The following is a 14,488-nucleotide window of genomic DNA, read 5'->3' as shown; positions in this document are numbered from 1 at the left end:
ATTCAAGGATAATCTTATGTAGTGGAGTCAAACGCAGTGATACCCATGCCTTTTATGAACATAATTGGTTATGACAAAGATTCATCTGGAATGTTAACTGAAATCGATAGAAAGAGGAGTAAAATGACAAACCCAATATCATTAAAACAACTTTCAAATCGTGAAGAAGCATCTTTATTGGATATTGAATTTTCAAGAAGATATCCTTGGTATACATCGAAGGACTATTTTTATAAGTGTCTAGAAGAAAATATACAAGGCAGTAGAGTTACTTTACTGGCCTACTATGAAGGAACATTGGCAGGTTGCTGTCACTTATTAATTACTTCGGAATATCCAAATTTTAAAAGCGATAACATTCCAGAGATAAATGACTTAAATGTTTTTCCGGAGTTCTGGAGAAAGGGAATCGCAAGTAAGATGTTTGATGAGTTTGAAAGAATAGCATCAAAGAGATCCAGGCAAATTGGTTTGGCAGTGGGGCTTTATAAAGATTATGGGAATGCTCAAAGAATGTATAACAAGCGTGGTTATGTGATGGATGGTCATGGGATATTCTATAAGAACATTGAAGTAAAATCTGGGGAGCAAGTGTCGGTGGATGATGACTTGCTTTTATATCTAATAAAAGAACTATAAGGGAACGTTAGCTGAAATGGCTGCAGATCATGAAGAATCAAAAATACAACGATTAAAGGTGACCTATGATAACATTTGAAAGAGATCATAATAAATTCAATTTCAGAGTTGCAGGTATTGCTATTCATAATAATCGAATATTATTGCACACGACGGAAAAGGATGATTTTTGGAACCTTCCAGGAGGCCGAGTAGAATTTAATGAATCAACAGATCAGACGATAATAAGGGAAATTAAAGAAGAACTCGACATAGAGGTACAAATGAATAAGTTACTATTTGTGAATGAGGATTTTTTTGATTATGAAGATAAACATTATCATGAGATTGGATTTTATTACTTAATTGATTTCCCGGAGGGACACGAAGTTGTAAAGAAGGATGGAGAATTTAAGGGAATCGAAGACAATGGAAAGTTAATATTTAAATGGTTCTCATTGGATGAATTAAAAGGTTTGAATGTATATCCGGAAATATTAAAAACAGAACTAATGAAGTGGAAAGATCAAAATAAGATTCAACATTTTATAGTCCATCAGTAGTGAATTATTGGAGGAATTCTTCCGATAGATTGTTCAAGGAGGAGTAATCAATCGTCTAACAACTATTATTAGGAGGCTTCAATGAGGATAAATTTAAGACATACTTCATATGGATTGGCTTTTTTGATTCTCTTATTTATTGCTGTTTACTTACATAGAAGTTTTTTTGAAGTATTAAATAGCGGAATGGAAGTTCGCATTTCTTATTTAGGTATGCCTTTTCAATTGTTCAAATTTATATTTATTATAGTTAATCTAATAGGTATTCTTGTATGTCTTTTTTTAATAATTAAAAATCATCGAAAATTTAACAAAGTTGTACTGCGACTTGCATTGTTCGATTTGTTTTATTCATTAATTAGCTTTTTATGGGTTGCAATTGCTTATAAAATAACTGAAAAACCACAAGAAAACTTATTGAAATATGTATTAAATACCATGCTCGGAAAGTCTCAAGAGGGACTTAATTCATGGGATGATATAGGGATTATCGCACCAACTCATTTTATTAGATACTTATATTTAATGAATCTTTTTAATACCTTAATTATGGTAGTTTTAGTCTTATTATTGATTTTTTTCAGACATAAAGTTGAAAAGAAATTGAATCTGAAAGGAAAACAGGAAGTCAGCAACTACGCCTAACAGCACATTCATGCTTCGCTGACAAGCTCCCTCGATCCGTCAGGATTTAGTGGGTAGAGGGAATCATGCGGACACGACGTTATCTGAAAGGTGGACATTATATTTCATACGGTGGTGGCTGCAATGACGCATATTGAAGAACATTTTCAGGAGTTTCCTGTTCTTGAAACTGAACGAACAAGATTAAGAAAGATAAGTTACTCGGATCAGGAGGATATATATAGTTATTGTAGATTTCCGATGGTATCGAGATATACCGTTTGGGACACTCATCAGTCACTTGATGATACAAGAGCATTTATTGAATTTGTATTAAATCGTTATAACACACAGAAAGTAGGACCTTGGGGAATTGAGCACAAACAAGCAAAGAAACTAATTGGTAGTTGTAGTTTTGTAAGTTGGGATAATCGAAATAAAAGAGCAGAGCTTGGTTATGTATTATCAAATGAATATTGGAATCAAGGATACATGACCGAGGTAATTAAAAGGATTATAGAGTTTGGATTTAATGAATTAGGATTAGTTCGAATTGAAGCCAGATGTCATCTGGATAATATCGGATCCGCCAGAGTGATGGAAAAGACTGGAATGCAATTTGAGGGGATATTGAGAAGGCATATCTGGGCAAAGGGAGCATTTCAGGATGTGAAATTGTATTCAATAATAAAAGACGGTTTTCCGGCGTTGTGAATTAAACAATTGGTAGCACTGGTTTTGAAAGATTAATATGAAGGGAACTTCCTAAATGGAAAAGATCGTAAGGGTTAATGGAATAGGACACTTTAATTATAGTAGTGAAATAAAGTCATATATCCATAATGAGGGAAATGTGCATTGGATATTGAAACTTGAGGATGAGATTACCGATGTTGATATATTAGTAAGTAAAGCCGAATTACTGTTTATTGAATTTGAGAGATTCGAGCAAGCAGCAAAAGTAGAAATAGCTGAGGGTTTAATAGATTATAAAAATGATTTCTGGCCAGAATATGATGAAAATGATGTTGAGCTAGACTGGGATGCTGTAGATGCAGGTGAGTATGACTTAACAACTGATGAATTTGTTGAATTAATAAGTTTGTTAATAGTAGAGATTCGATCCAATGAAATTTACTGTGAATACTTGGATGGAGATCTATTTGGGGGACACAGAATCCATGCCTATTTTAACCATGATTATAAGCTGATTAAAGCAGAAATATAGAATTGTACTGTAGTTTGAAAAACACCTACAATCGGATAACCATTTATTAACGCATTCACACAGGAGTTTGTCAGTAATCTCAAGAAGACAAGTACATCATATAACATTGTATTCACACTACGGAGCCTGGCGGCCTTCAGTCCGAGAGAAGCAATCGGCAGGAAAATGGATCCAGCGGATACATCCGCAACGACTAACCGCATCGCGGCCAACTCCTGTTGGTCGTTTAAGTCGGGAATGGAATTGTTTTTTTGGGAGGATATCAATGAAGCATGCATTAGTAATAGGTGGTACAGGAATGCTTGCAAAGACTTCAATTTGGTTGACTGATAACGGTTATAAAGTATCCGTTGTTGGAAGAGACCGATATAAACTAAATAAGTTAGCTGAAGATAATGAAAATATAATATGTATATCGGTTGATTATAACAATGAAAAACAATTTAGATCCGAAATTCATAACTCAATTGCAGCCAATGGTCCTTATGATGCAGTTGTTGCATGGATTCATCACGATGATGAGAAGATCATTGATATTGTCAGTCATGAAATAAGTAAAGTATCTAATAATGAATGGAGTCTATTTCATGTTCTAGGTAGTAGTTCAAATCTTCAAGAAATAATGAAAGAGCTGGGCAACATAAAGAATTGCAGATATCATCAAGTTCAATTAGGATTTGTTATTGAAAATAATATATCAAGATGGTTAACAGACGATGAGATTTCAAAAGGAGTAATTAATGCAATAAAATTTAATAAGAAAACATATGTAGTAGGAACGTTAACCCCATGGAATATGAAACCATGATTTTGCGAGTTCATGAATGGAGAATGAATATATGGGATTCCAGAAATGGCTTGGATCTAAATTTTTTAAGCGAATCAAAAGTGTACCTGACTTAAGAGCATCATTTTCCCTCTATCATAATGGAGGAGAGGTATGGATTTCGTGTATAGATAATCTTGGCTCGGATGTGCAATTAATTAAAGAAAAAGTAAAAAAGAATGAAGACTTAATGAGAACTACTAATAAACAATATCGTGTACTATACCATTTAGATGGAACAGATGTCATATATGAAATTGCAGACTATATAATGGAAAGCCTAGTTAGGACTAAACAAAATATATTGAAGATTGCAATAGTTGGAACAACTAGAAGTGGTAAGAATAATATTAATAAATGTTTAACTCATGAATCGACGAGGCGAAGCTTAGGTATCAAATATTTTTCTAGTATGGATCAAGCTAAAGACTGGTTAGTAAGTGAGAGGTATTGATTAACTATGTGAACACTATGCGGTATTATTCGAAGAGGTATGGATAGCATATAACATCGTATTTACGCTATGCGCTTACGCCCTTAGTTTGTCAGATGTAGTTGATTCTAATAAATTTGAACAAATACTATTCACCAACTGAAGAGTACATATATACTGCTCCTGTATTCGTTATAAGTGGATGACATTTGAAGAAGCAAAGGAAATTGATCAGAAAACAGATAATACTGACTTTCGATTGATTAATCAATGGTGTAACAGCGAGAATCCAGCGGAACGGAACATACTTCGTCTTGCTTTTGACAAAATCCTGGAATAAACACTATTTGGAGGGGAATTAGTGAAAGAAACAAGGATCTATAAGCAAATTGAGAATTGTTCTATTAGTGCCGATATATATTATCAAGGCGCCGGAACTCCTGTAATTATATATATACATAGTGGGGCTTTAATTTTTGGAACAAGAGAATGGTTACCAAATGAGCAGATTGAATATTTTAATAACAATGGATTTAGTGTGGTCAATATAGATTATCGTCTTGCACCGGAAACTAATTTTGAACTTATTATTGAAGATATAAGGGATGCAATTAATTGGGTACGAACGGAAGCAACGCAATGGTACGACTTTGATATTAATAAAATTGCGGTTATGGGAGGATCAGCAGGTGGCTATCTTAGTTTATTAACAGGGATAATGAATTATAAGCCGAATGTTATTATTTCTTTCTATGGATATGGGGACATTTTAGGAAGTTGGTATACACAACCGAGTGAGTACTACTGTAAGAAACCTATAGTTGATAGGGAAAATGCTTTAAATAAATTTGGGACTTCTGAGGTTACAAATGGTAAATGGGATAGATTTGACTATTACGTATATTGTCGCCAACAAGGAAGCTGGATTCAAGAAGTATTAAAGATGGATCCTAAATTAGATGCAGATAAAATAAAACATTACAATCCAATTGATAATATAACCGAAGGATATCCACCTACTTTATTGCTACATGGCACTCAGGACACGGATGTACCTTACGAACAATCTGTAATTATGTATGGAAAACTAAAAGATATGGGGATAAATTGCAAGTTAATCACAATTGATGGGGCGGATCATGTTTTTGATCACAATTTCAAAGATCAACAGGTGCAAGTTGCATTTACAGAATTAATAGACTTCTTGAAATTTCATTTGCTTAAGTAACTCAATATGTTTTTTCCAAATTGACGTATTGGACATTCGCCCCTCGACCCACAGCTCATAATTTTTAGGGGAATAGATTCAGCGGACAACCCAGCGGAACGATTGCTGCACTTGATCGGCCGGCAGCTTAAGCCAGTGAGGGTTCGTGAGTGCCTGAACGTTATAAGAAAGAAATGGCCGAAATTGAAAAGAATCATACATGGTTGAAGTGGGAGGGGAGGAACTTATATGGCGCAGGTAAAGATTTATGGATTCTTTGAATCCTTAAAACCAATCCAGAAACAATTTTCAGATATTTTACATTCTTGCCTTATGGACTCTTTGAAATTACCTGAAGATAAAAGGTTTCATCGTTTTATTTACATGGAAAAAGATGATTTTATTTATCCTGATGATCGATCAGAGAGGTACACAATAATTGAAATAAGTATGTTTGAAGGTAGATCGGAAGAAGTAAAAAAGAAGCTAATTAGATTGATTTTTGAGAGAACACAAGCAATTGGTTTTGAGGTAAGTGATATTGAAATAACTATTTTTGAAACACTGAAGAGTAACTGGGGAATAAGAGGTATACCTGGTGATGAATTAACACTAAATTATAAGGTCAATCTGTAACAATGAGATTCTGGAAAGTCATGTGAGAGTATATTTAAGAGCTATCTAAGGAAAGACGAACATGCTGAATCCAGGTAACGTTATCAGGAATTGTTGCAGTTAATAAAAAAGGAGTCACTTAAATGATTAATATTCAAGATATTCTGCCTCATAGGTATCCATTTTTGTTAATTGATAAAGTACTGGAAGTCGAAAAAAACAAATGGGCTAAGGGATATAAAAATGTTTCAAGTAATGAGTGGTATATGAATGAACGGAATACTGCTATTCCTAGTACATTGATAATAGAGGCTTTGGCTCAGTTGGGTGCTTTTGCCGTTTTCTCAGAAGAGAATGGTGTAGGATTTCTTTCTTCACTTAAAGGCATTGAAGTGATGGGTCAAGCATTTTCGGGAGATAAGATAGATTTATACTATGAGATTATTAAAAACAAGCGTGGATTTGTAGTAGGAAGAGGAGTGGCGTCAGTGGGAGATCAAGTTATTATAAATGCAGAAGAAATCATGATATACCTACAACCCACTATTAAGTAATCAGATGAATCTAACATTTGATAACAGCCCGTTGCGTCCGGCTCTTTACCGAGGAAATGATAAACGAAGCAGAAGAATATTAAAAGAAATTAGAGCCTGATTATCAGAAGTATAGGTAGATGCATTAATACAGACAGCACACGACCCGGACTAAGATATGAGCTATCAAAGCCGGGTCGTGTCGTAGATCATTTATTCGGATTTCTATATGTGTTCTATTGTTATGATAAATACTTATGTATATTTTTAAGGAATAGTTCTCTTCTACACGCGAATGTCAATACCAATACTAATATTCCGTTGAGTTTGTAAGTTATTTTTCTTGTCCTTGTCAGTATCCTGATTTTGCGTATCAGCAGCGCTTACAGGTCGATCAGATATGGACTGATCCTCCCGATCATCAACCTCTTCAGTGACGACGTTCACTTTCTTGTCATCGTTCTGAATACTCTCTATAGCGCCTTCGATCTTTTCACTTATTTTACGATCCAATTCAGTAATTTTTTTATCTATTTCCAGTGCTTGTTCGTTTTTTGATTTATTAACTGTCAACTCAAGATTTTTCCTCATTTCTGATTTACCTGGGTCGCCGGGCTCATTCTCACCTCCAAGAATAGCTCTTCCCTTTCTTACTTCATGCCTAAGATTGTCAGCGTCCGCTTTCATTGATCTACGTACACTTGCCATTTTGGTCAATTGGTCATGTAGATTGCTGGTCTCTAATAACTTTTCCATCGATATGCCTGATATTTCTTGCTTACTTGTTTCCATATTGCTGTTTTTAATGGGATCCTCCTTTTTTGAGGAATTACTTTTATCACTCTCAGCCTTCTCCATTCTTTTCTGCATAATTTGAGATTCAAGTAACTGCAAATCCGTGGTTAATAGTTTAATTCTTTCATCTTTTTGTTTAGAGCTCATTTTTTCATTTGATTTAATACTAGCGATTTTTTCATTAAGAATTCCCTTTTGTTTCATTAATTGCTCAATCTCTCGGTCAATGGGTGACATCATATTCGCTCTAGACTTCACAGGCGGTGTAGATTGTGCTTTGCTTGATACGCTTGAAATTTGTGCCATTTGAACACTCCCCCTATATAATGGTAATATTTCTTTACAATCTTTATCGGCTGCTAACAATATAAATATGATTATAAATACAAATATTTCATTTCGCTCAAATTGAATGGAAAATAAGTAAATCAATAAGGACGCAGACTTCTGATAATATCGTATTCACGCTAAGGGCAATTGCCCTATCTAAGTAGAATGGACGTCGGGAATAAGTCAACGTTTGCTGAAAATGCTGTATTAGTGGATAAGAAAGGATCAAAAGACAATGAAGAAATCTGCGTACATAATTGCAGTGAGTGGACCATCTGGTTCAGGTAAGAGTACCTTAACAAAGCAATTAAGTGATAAACTTGTCGATGCAATATCCTTCCACTTTGATGACTATGCTTCAACTAATAAATATCCAGATGATTATTTGGATTGGTTGGAAAAAGGAGCCGATCCTAAATTAGTTCATAATCCAGAATTTAATAGAGACTTATATGAGTTAGTTCAAGGAAGATCGATAAAACTACCTAACAATCAAATGATAAAGTCAGAAAAATACATCATAGTTGAAGAACCTTTCGGTAGAGGTCGGGAAGGAATGGATGAATTAATTGATTTTGTAGTCTGTATTGATATTCCTTTAGAGGTAGCACTCGCTCGTAGGATTTTAAGAGGGATACAAAATACTGAATCCACTCCTAGCGAAACTTTAAAAAGCTTTGAAGAATATTTGTCTCAGTATCTAATTGTAGTGCGAAATCTATACCAAGCTATTAACTCAAATGTTATGGCCGTTTGTGATTTATTTGTATCTGGTCTTGAACCCGTCGATGAGATTACGGACAAAATAATAGATGAGCTTAAGAAGCGAAATGTTAAGTAACCCAAAGAAAACAGCAATCATCAGGGAAGTAGAATTAGCCGGCCCCTGCATCGATTTACCAGCATTGTGGGCTGTACCGTTGTGGGCATAAAGCCGGTGAGGGTAAACACTATTGATTCCTAAAGGCGGTAATTTAATTGGAACGTGATCGTTACAAAGAAAAAGTTATGGAGGCAGTTTCGGAAAGGCAATTAGCCTCAGTTATGAATACAACGAAGTGGACAGAGCTGCAAACCGCTGTTCATAACACCTTGCCATTTCCACCGCCTTTTCAAGCAAAGTATGTATTAACCGAATCTCCGTCTCCAAATGAATTTGAAGATGATGTGTGGTATTTTGGGGATTGGGTTGAAGGACTGATGCCGTTTTATGCTGTTGAATGGATTAGGGTTAGACCAAGACGGGTTGTAAATACAGGGAGATTAATTCCACCTGAATTAATTGATATTACTGAGGAATTTATAGGGATATTGAAAGAATATTCAATTCCATATTACCGGAGTAATGATTCGATTTATATTTACGGGTATACATCACAAACAGATAAAATAATAAAAGATTAAAGAACGTTTTATGAAATTGATGCAAATGATGTAACAAGAAATTTGAGAAGTAGAGAGGTAACTTAATGGAAGACAATGAAGTAAGCTATACATCATATTCTCAAAAGCACTGTGAAATTGTTGAGAGTGGTCCAGAAGCGATTAAAAAGTACTTAAGTGAATCAGAATATGGTGAGAAGCGAAGCCTTTTATTCAGTTTGGATAGATATCTTGATCCATACTTCGGGTATAATCTACCGTTTTTTGATGAAATAATCCTTCTTTTACAGGAACAACTGTTTAAAGAACAGGATAAAGATATAAAGGATGATATATTTCAATTACTTACTGATTACTCAAAAGGTCAGTTAGATTATCTTGCGGAACATATTGATAAGGTTGATACTCATTATTTGGCTGATGCGCTCTATGCTATAGGTCTTACATACAACAAGAAATATGTTCCTTTGCTCATTAATTATGAGCATCATGAGAATCAAATTGTACAGAGAGTTGCTCAAGATGCATTAAAAGAACTCTCAAAAATATGATTCTGGGTAACTAAAGGAAGGCCCCATGATCATACAAAGAGTATAGGAGAGGTTATATGATAAATATTAGAAAACAATATATAGTTTGTATTTTGTTAAGTATATTGTTTGTCATTTCAGCCTGCACGAGTACTAAATTAGATCTATATGAAGGAAAGTTTTTAAATATCGCCGTTGTTGGAGAGCCACCGCAAATAAAAGAGAAGCAAGTTAGCTTTAATAAAATATCATTTAATGATTTGAATGAAGAAGACTTAGACAAATATGATGCTGTTTTGGTTATGAGAGAAAATCTTAATCAAGCAGCAGAAAGACAATATACAGATATCTATACAAATTCGCAGATCCCATTCTTTTTTATTTCAACTACAAGTCATGTTCCTTTTACCGAAAAGGATGTTAAATATGATGCGACTTGGGATTGGTCTCCTGGTACTAGTTATGCTGTCAGCATTTATAAATCAAATGAAGATGATACACTAAAATACTGGGAATTAGGTTTGTATAATGATGAAAAAACCGATGAAAACATAGAAGAGCTTTATTCAAGAATTTTTATGCGAATAGAAGAAATAGATAGTTATACTTAAAATAGGACAGAACAGTAATCTCAGAAGCAAGACTATACACATAACAATGAGTTAACGCTGTTTTTGCAAATGATCTTTCTATACCAAGAATACGAGGTAGTGACATGACACCGTTAATGAAGGGGATTATACTTGGATTTTCCATAGCAGCACCAGTCGGTCCGATTGGGGTATTGTGCATTAAGAAAACGTTAAGCCAAGGACGATCATATGGATTCATAGCGGGTTTGGGTGCAGCAACCGCAGACGCCATCTATGGATGTATTGCTGCATTTGGGCTTACCATCATTTCGCAATTTTTACTAAGACAATCTAATTGGATTAACCTACTTGGAGCTGTTTTTTTATTATATTTAGCGTACGTTACATTTAGGGTCCCAGTGAGAAATAGTATTGAGAAAAATCATGCGAGGAATAATTATTACAAGACATTTGGAACAACATTATTTCTAACACTTACAAATCCTTTAACTATTGTTTCGTTCATAGGGATATTCGCTGGAATGAATATCGGACCAGTGCCGGGATCTTCAGTTTATTCAGTCCTTGGGGTATTTATAGGCTCAGCAACATGGTGGTTATTATTAAGTTTTTTTGTTGGATTATTTAGAAGAATGATTAGTTTAAGAACAATGAAATTAATTATCTGATATCTAGTTTCATTTTATTAGGATTCGGAATTTATAGTCTATACAGGATTTTTGAGTAAATATTTGTGAGTGTATCAATGTTGCGGGCCGTTCGACCCTTGGGTGGCACTTTGAATGGAGGAAACAATGAAAACCTTAAAGGAATATTGGAATGAATCATTCCAAAGACCAGGTCTAGAGCCGTTATATGATAATTGGCTCCAAAAATATACTAATTACTTAGCTGATTATAATGAACTTATTATTGATCTAGGCTGTGGTATTGGTAATAATTCTAGATATTTATTTGAGAGAGGGTTGCAACCGATTGCGTGTGATATTTCTGAAGAAGCATTGATGAAACTAAAAGGATTTATTCCAAACATAAATACTCGATGTTTCGATATGTCAGATGGACTCCCCTTCGAAAGTGAAACAGTCAAAATAATAATAGCCGATTTAAGCTTACATTACTTCGATGAGCACACGACTAGGTCAATCATTAATGACATCCATAGAGTTTTGAAGGACGATGGAGTGTTATTATGCAGATTGAACTCAGTTAACGAAATCATAAATATAGGAGAGACAAAAGAAACTCAAGAAGTTTATTTAATGGAGAGCGAAGGAATATATAGGAGATTTTTTGATCAGAGCCAGATCAATCGCTTTTTCTCTAATGTTATGTGGGATTGTATTCATAATGAAGAATATGAAATTACAAGATATACAAACAAAAAGGTTTTGTGGGAAATTGCAATGAAGCCAAGACGCGCCGTCTAAACAAATTTAGTTTTAAGAACTCAATGAGTAGGGAGAGCAAATGAAAGTTTTCCGAAAGAGGATTAAACCAATAACTGTAGATAATCATTTATTTCTTTGTGTTGTCGATGAAAGAAGTTATGATGTTGCATTTCGCGTCTATTCAGGTGTGCATAAAACATCATTTGTGGAAATTTTTTTTGATTGGAAGGAAACTTATTATATTAATCTGTATTTGCCAGGTGTACGCGCTAGCTTAATTAAGTACGCAATAACAAAAGGTTGGAATCCACTACTAGAAAGACAGACTATTAGAATATCGGATAGTAGCTCACTAATTGAAGAATTAAGGTTAAGAGAATATAAGTGATTTACAAACTATAATCTATACATAAAAAGGGTGTCATTGTAGAGGAGAGCAGCTAATTATGAGGAGATTCCACCTGCTTCTGCTTATATTCGTTATTTTGATTTTATCAGCCTGTCAATCATCCAAACAATTAAAACCAATAAAAGAAGAAACCATGGATTTCGACTTAAACACAGCAATGGAAATGGTTGAGAAGAAAGAAAAAATGATTATTGATGTAGCACTGAGAGAAAAGGTAACCAAAGTGGAGTACAAGGAATTAGAGAAATCTTTTACCGAAGAGTTTGGAGAGTATGCTAAGAACATTCTATCTATATTATTTGTCCATAATATGGATGCTGGTCCCGAGGCAGATAGGTATGTACAACAGAACACACTATACCCTACTGTTTTTCATAAAGGAATAACTGTAACAAATGCGGTCCTTTATAAGAGTTACTTCGAGAACGAGTTCTTTAATCAAACTAGATTAAGCATTAAGGAAGAATATGTTGGTGACGATGAGAAGTTAAAGGATTGGCAGCGAGAATACATTTTTACTCCAAATGAACAGGGTGACTGGGAATTAAATGGATTTTCTGGAGTGATGAATTTTTTAGACGAAGATTATAATATGAATTATTTAGAGTTAAAGAGGTAAGTAGTTAATCAAACTTATTTGGTTGCTTATCAGTACGAGGGTTATACTAGTAGGAGCAGCATGAATCGAACAAAAAAGTGGTGGTTGAATTGGGGTAACCGTTAAAGATTTACTACAGCTGCCCTCTTTTAGGGGAGCTCAGGTGGTCACCGGAACAAGCAGGCTTCATCAGACCGTTTCCTCTTTATCTGTTTTAGAGGTGGCGGATGTCAATTTCTTTTCGCAAATTATTCAAACCGTTCAAGAAGAGTGGTATGCCGAAGAGCTGGTCATTAGCTCTTTTTATTCCATTAAGGACAGCGTGGAGCAGCAATGTCAAACGGTTCAATATTTGCATGACCTTGGTGAAGTCGGATTGATTCTGTACTATGTTGGCATTGTCATGCCGGATATAGCCGATGAAGTGCTCGAGTTGGCGGAGTCGCTGAATTTTATTATCATTTGCATGCCGAGAAACGATTACTCTCTTAGGTATAATGAAGTCATTTATGAAGTCATGGAGGCAATCGTCAGCAATCAGAATGTAAATGAGCATTTCGTGAATGAATCGCTGGAAAAGGTATCGCTGCTGCCGGAACATTTGCGGAGCGTGGAAATTACCCTTAAGCTGCTGTCGGACCGGATGAAAGCGAACATCGTTTTGACAAACAGCAACCTCGATATCATCAATCGTGTCATGTGGCCGCGCAATTCATCGCTCGATGTTGCGAGTCTAATCCAGTCTATGGCCCCTTCCATTTTGAACGGCAGAACGGGAGAAGGAGAGATGGATGCGTCCTGCTTCGTTGAATACAAACGTGTTCATCAAAAAAACGGGGAAACGTTGTATCTCTTTCTCATTAAAGAGAATACCAAGCTGCCACCGAAGACAATGGATCAAATCAGCGAGGTCGTGCAGGTGGCTATTAATTTGTGGGGAGACAAGCATAACGAGGTCAGCGAGTACGCTTTGGTTAAGGCCATCGTAAACGATGAAAGCGAAAAAATGCGCAGATTGGCCAATCTGCTTCATATCGACGTATCTGCCATCCAAATGATGTGGCTCGTGTACATCCAGGATTTATCGGAGGAAAAAAGGATCAGGGAAGATTTAAAAGCGTATCTCTCCCAATATTATAAAACCGCGGTTATTCAAATGATCGATCATAGCATTGTCGTCTTGCTGGGGAATTGCTCATATAAATACAATGAGTATGAAATCGCAGCCGAGTTTATGGAAACGACAGATCTCGTGGCTGAAATATCAAGCATCGTATATTCTCCGAGAATGCGGAACACGCAGGACGTAAGGCGGATGTATCAGCTCGTCAACAGTGTGGAAAAAGAGGTTCACCGCATCTATCATCACCGCAAGTTATATACCGCAGCTGAAATCCGTTCGATGAAACGGGCCATAGATCTCAGTAAACAGGGGGAAGAGACTACGGAAGAATGTCTGTCCGCCATAGAACCGTTGATGGACGATCCGGATACTTTGGAAACGCTGATGACTTTTCTGCTGGATGCGAAGGGGAGTATGGATGACTGCAGCAAGCTGCTGTTCGTCCATAAAAACACGGTGAAATATCGTATTAAAAAAATAAGCGAGGTCATCGGATATGATGTCACCGTCAACTCGGAGTCGTACGATGTTTATACCGCCTGCATGGTCTACCGTCTGATCCACAACTGAAAAAATCCTGATGTTTGTCAATTCAGACAAAAACATCGGGATTTTTTTTATTTTCTGAAAAAGACGCTTCCCTGCTTCATCTTTTACAATTAGAAAAACAATTCGAACAAACAAGCTTG

The 14,488-nt window shown here is 35.5% G+C and carries 19 protein-coding genes; 18 read left to right on the top strand and 1 reads right to left on the bottom strand.

The genetic code is table 11. The features are described 5' to 3' along the window. Positions 1–45: 45 nt before the first annotated feature. The 10 genes from ABEQ74_RS06890 (at position 46) to ABEQ74_RS06845 (ending at position 6,668) form a co-directional block, all read left to right on the top strand. Positions 46–639, top strand: coding sequence for a GNAT family N-acetyltransferase (locus ABEQ74_RS06890; RefSeq protein WP_430120957.1), 594 nt, complete (start codon positions 46–48; stop codon positions 637–639). A 65-nt stretch (positions 640–704) separates the two neighbouring features. Beyond that, on the top strand, positions 705–1,181 hold the full coding sequence (locus ABEQ74_RS06885) for an NUDIX hydrolase (RefSeq protein WP_430120734.1): 477 nt from the start codon (positions 705–707) through the stop codon (positions 1,179–1,181). Positions 1,182–1,262: 81 nt separating this feature from the next. Continuing rightward, positions 1,263–1,826, top strand: coding sequence for a hypothetical protein (locus tag ABEQ74_RS06880; protein ID WP_430120732.1), 564 nt, complete (start codon positions 1,263–1,265; stop codon positions 1,824–1,826). Between the two features lie 123 nt (positions 1,827–1,949). Next, entirely contained in the window at positions 1,950–2,519 is a 570-nt protein-coding gene (locus ABEQ74_RS06875) for a GNAT family N-acetyltransferase (protein ID WP_430120730.1), read from the top strand. A 55-nt stretch (positions 2,520–2,574) separates the two neighbouring features. Then, the gene (locus tag ABEQ74_RS06870; RefSeq protein ID WP_430120728.1) at positions 2,575–3,033 is read left to right on the top strand and encodes a DUF2262 domain-containing protein; all 459 of its coding nucleotides are present in this window, start codon (positions 2,575–2,577) and stop codon (positions 3,031–3,033) included. Positions 3,034–3,298: 265 nt separating this feature from the next. Then, positions 3,299–3,841, top strand: coding sequence for a short-chain dehydrogenase (locus tag ABEQ74_RS06865; protein WP_430120726.1), 543 nt, complete (start codon positions 3,299–3,301; stop codon positions 3,839–3,841). Between the two features lie 31 nt (positions 3,842–3,872). Then, positions 3,873–4,313: a hypothetical protein gene (locus ABEQ74_RS06860; protein ID WP_430120724.1), complete on the top strand. Its 441-nt coding sequence runs from the start codon at positions 3,873–3,875 to the stop codon at positions 4,311–4,313. A gap of 340 nt (positions 4,314–4,653) precedes the next feature. After that, positions 4,654–5,520 (top strand): alpha/beta hydrolase fold domain-containing protein, encoded by an 867-nt coding sequence (locus ABEQ74_RS06855; protein WP_430120722.1) that lies wholly within the window; start codon positions 4,654–4,656, stop codon positions 5,518–5,520. 228 nt (positions 5,521–5,748) lie between these two features. Further along, positions 5,749–6,135, top strand: coding sequence for a tautomerase family protein (locus ABEQ74_RS06850; protein ID WP_430120720.1), 387 nt, complete (start codon positions 5,749–5,751; stop codon positions 6,133–6,135). A 122-nt stretch (positions 6,136–6,257) separates the two neighbouring features. Next, positions 6,258–6,668 carry a 3-hydroxyacyl-ACP dehydratase FabZ family protein gene (locus tag ABEQ74_RS06845; RefSeq protein WP_430120718.1) on the top strand — a complete coding sequence of 137 codons (411 nt, stop codon included), beginning with the start codon at positions 6,258–6,260 and terminating at the stop codon, positions 6,666–6,668. 264 nt (positions 6,669–6,932) lie between these two features. Here ABEQ74_RS06845 and ABEQ74_RS06840 read toward each other — a convergent pair whose 3' ends face one another. Then, complete coding sequence (locus tag ABEQ74_RS06840; protein WP_430120716.1) at positions 6,933–7,748, bottom strand: FlxA-like family protein; 816 nt, start codon at positions 7,746–7,748, stop codon at positions 6,933–6,935. A gap of 259 nt (positions 7,749–8,007) precedes the next feature. On the opposite strand from ABEQ74_RS06840, the gene ABEQ74_RS06835 reads away from it, so the two are divergent. The 8 genes from ABEQ74_RS06835 (at position 8,008) to ABEQ74_RS06800 (ending at position 14,369) form a co-directional block, all read left to right on the top strand. Further along, on the top strand, positions 8,008–8,613 hold the full coding sequence (locus ABEQ74_RS06835; RefSeq protein ID WP_430120714.1) for a hypothetical protein: 606 nt from the start codon (positions 8,008–8,010) through the stop codon (positions 8,611–8,613). Between the two features lie 137 nt (positions 8,614–8,750). After that, positions 8,751–9,176 carry a DUF6678 family protein gene (locus ABEQ74_RS06830; protein ID WP_430120712.1) on the top strand — a complete coding sequence of 142 codons (426 nt, stop codon included), beginning with the start codon at positions 8,751–8,753 and terminating at the stop codon, positions 9,174–9,176. 65 nt (positions 9,177–9,241) lie between these two features. Further along, positions 9,242–9,706, top strand: coding sequence for a hypothetical protein (locus tag ABEQ74_RS06825; RefSeq protein WP_430120710.1), 465 nt, complete (start codon positions 9,242–9,244; stop codon positions 9,704–9,706). Positions 9,707–9,762: 56 nt separating this feature from the next. Continuing rightward, a complete protein-coding gene (locus ABEQ74_RS06820; protein WP_430120708.1) occupies positions 9,763–10,296 on the top strand; it encodes a hypothetical protein in 534 nt (177 codons plus the stop codon). A 104-nt stretch (positions 10,297–10,400) separates the two neighbouring features. Then, positions 10,401–10,946, top strand: a complete 546-nt coding sequence (locus ABEQ74_RS06815) for a LysE/ArgO family amino acid transporter (RefSeq protein ID WP_430120706.1) — start codon at positions 10,401–10,403, stop codon at positions 10,944–10,946. 114 nt (positions 10,947–11,060) lie between these two features. Continuing rightward, on the top strand, positions 11,061–11,708 hold the full coding sequence (locus ABEQ74_RS06810; protein ID WP_430120704.1) for a class I SAM-dependent methyltransferase: 648 nt from the start codon (positions 11,061–11,063) through the stop codon (positions 11,706–11,708). 407 nt (positions 11,709–12,115) lie between these two features. Continuing rightward, complete coding sequence (locus ABEQ74_RS06805) at positions 12,116–12,697, top strand: hypothetical protein (RefSeq protein ID WP_430120702.1); 582 nt, start codon at positions 12,116–12,118, stop codon at positions 12,695–12,697. 142 nt (positions 12,698–12,839) lie between these two features. Beyond that, the gene (locus tag ABEQ74_RS06800; RefSeq protein ID WP_430120700.1) at positions 12,840–14,369 is read left to right on the top strand and encodes a PucR family transcriptional regulator; all 1,530 of its coding nucleotides are present in this window, start codon (positions 12,840–12,842) and stop codon (positions 14,367–14,369) included. Positions 14,370–14,488: the final 119 nt, after the last annotated feature.

The organism is Paenibacillus solani (assembly GCF_050475945.1).
In the GTDB taxonomy this organism is placed as follows: Bacteria; Bacillota; Bacilli; order Paenibacillales; family Paenibacillaceae; genus Paenibacillus_AQ; species Paenibacillus_AQ solani_A.
This window is presented reverse-complemented; position numbering and strand designations above follow the sequence as displayed.

Bases quoted from the DNA above. Each gene is read 5' to 3' on its own strand.
- ABEQ74_RS06880 (WP_430120732.1), top strand. From the start codon at position 1,263: ATGAGGATAAATTTAAGACATACTTCATATGGATTGGCTTTTTTGATT.
- ABEQ74_RS06850 (WP_430120720.1), top strand. From the start codon at position 5,749: ATGGCGCAGGTAAAGATTTATGGATTCTTTGAATCCTTAAAACCAATC.
- ABEQ74_RS06865 (WP_430120726.1), top strand. From the start codon at position 3,299: ATGAAGCATGCATTAGTAATAGGTGGTACAGGAATGCTTGCAAAGACT.
- ABEQ74_RS06805 (WP_430120702.1), top strand. From the start codon at position 12,116: ATGAGGAGATTCCACCTGCTTCTGCTTATATTCGTTATTTTGATTTTA.
- ABEQ74_RS06835 (WP_430120714.1), top strand. From the start codon at position 8,008: ATGAAGAAATCTGCGTACATAATTGCAGTGAGTGGACCATCTGGTTCA.
- ABEQ74_RS06890 (WP_430120957.1), top strand. From the start codon at position 46: ATGCCTTTTATGAACATAATTGGTTATGACAAAGATTCATCTGGAATG.
- ABEQ74_RS06820 (WP_430120708.1), top strand. From the start codon at position 9,763: ATGATAAATATTAGAAAACAATATATAGTTTGTATTTTGTTAAGTATA.
- ABEQ74_RS06810 (WP_430120704.1), top strand. From the start codon at position 11,061: ATGGAGGAAACAATGAAAACCTTAAAGGAATATTGGAATGAATCATTC.
- ABEQ74_RS06870 (WP_430120728.1), top strand. From the start codon at position 2,575: ATGGAAAAGATCGTAAGGGTTAATGGAATAGGACACTTTAATTATAGT.
- ABEQ74_RS06840 (WP_430120716.1), bottom strand. From the start codon at position 7,748: ATGGCACAAATTTCAAGCGTATCAAGCAAAGCACAATCTACACCGCCT.
- ABEQ74_RS06860 (WP_430120724.1), top strand. From the start codon at position 3,873: ATGGGATTCCAGAAATGGCTTGGATCTAAATTTTTTAAGCGAATCAAA.
- ABEQ74_RS06845 (WP_430120718.1), top strand. From the start codon at position 6,258: ATGATTAATATTCAAGATATTCTGCCTCATAGGTATCCATTTTTGTTA.
- ABEQ74_RS06815 (WP_430120706.1), top strand. From the start codon at position 10,401: ATGACACCGTTAATGAAGGGGATTATACTTGGATTTTCCATAGCAGCA.
- ABEQ74_RS06825 (WP_430120710.1), top strand. From the start codon at position 9,242: ATGGAAGACAATGAAGTAAGCTATACATCATATTCTCAAAAGCACTGT.
- ABEQ74_RS06875 (WP_430120730.1), top strand. From the start codon at position 1,950: ATGACGCATATTGAAGAACATTTTCAGGAGTTTCCTGTTCTTGAAACT.
- ABEQ74_RS06885 (WP_430120734.1), top strand. From the start codon at position 705: ATGATAACATTTGAAAGAGATCATAATAAATTCAATTTCAGAGTTGCA.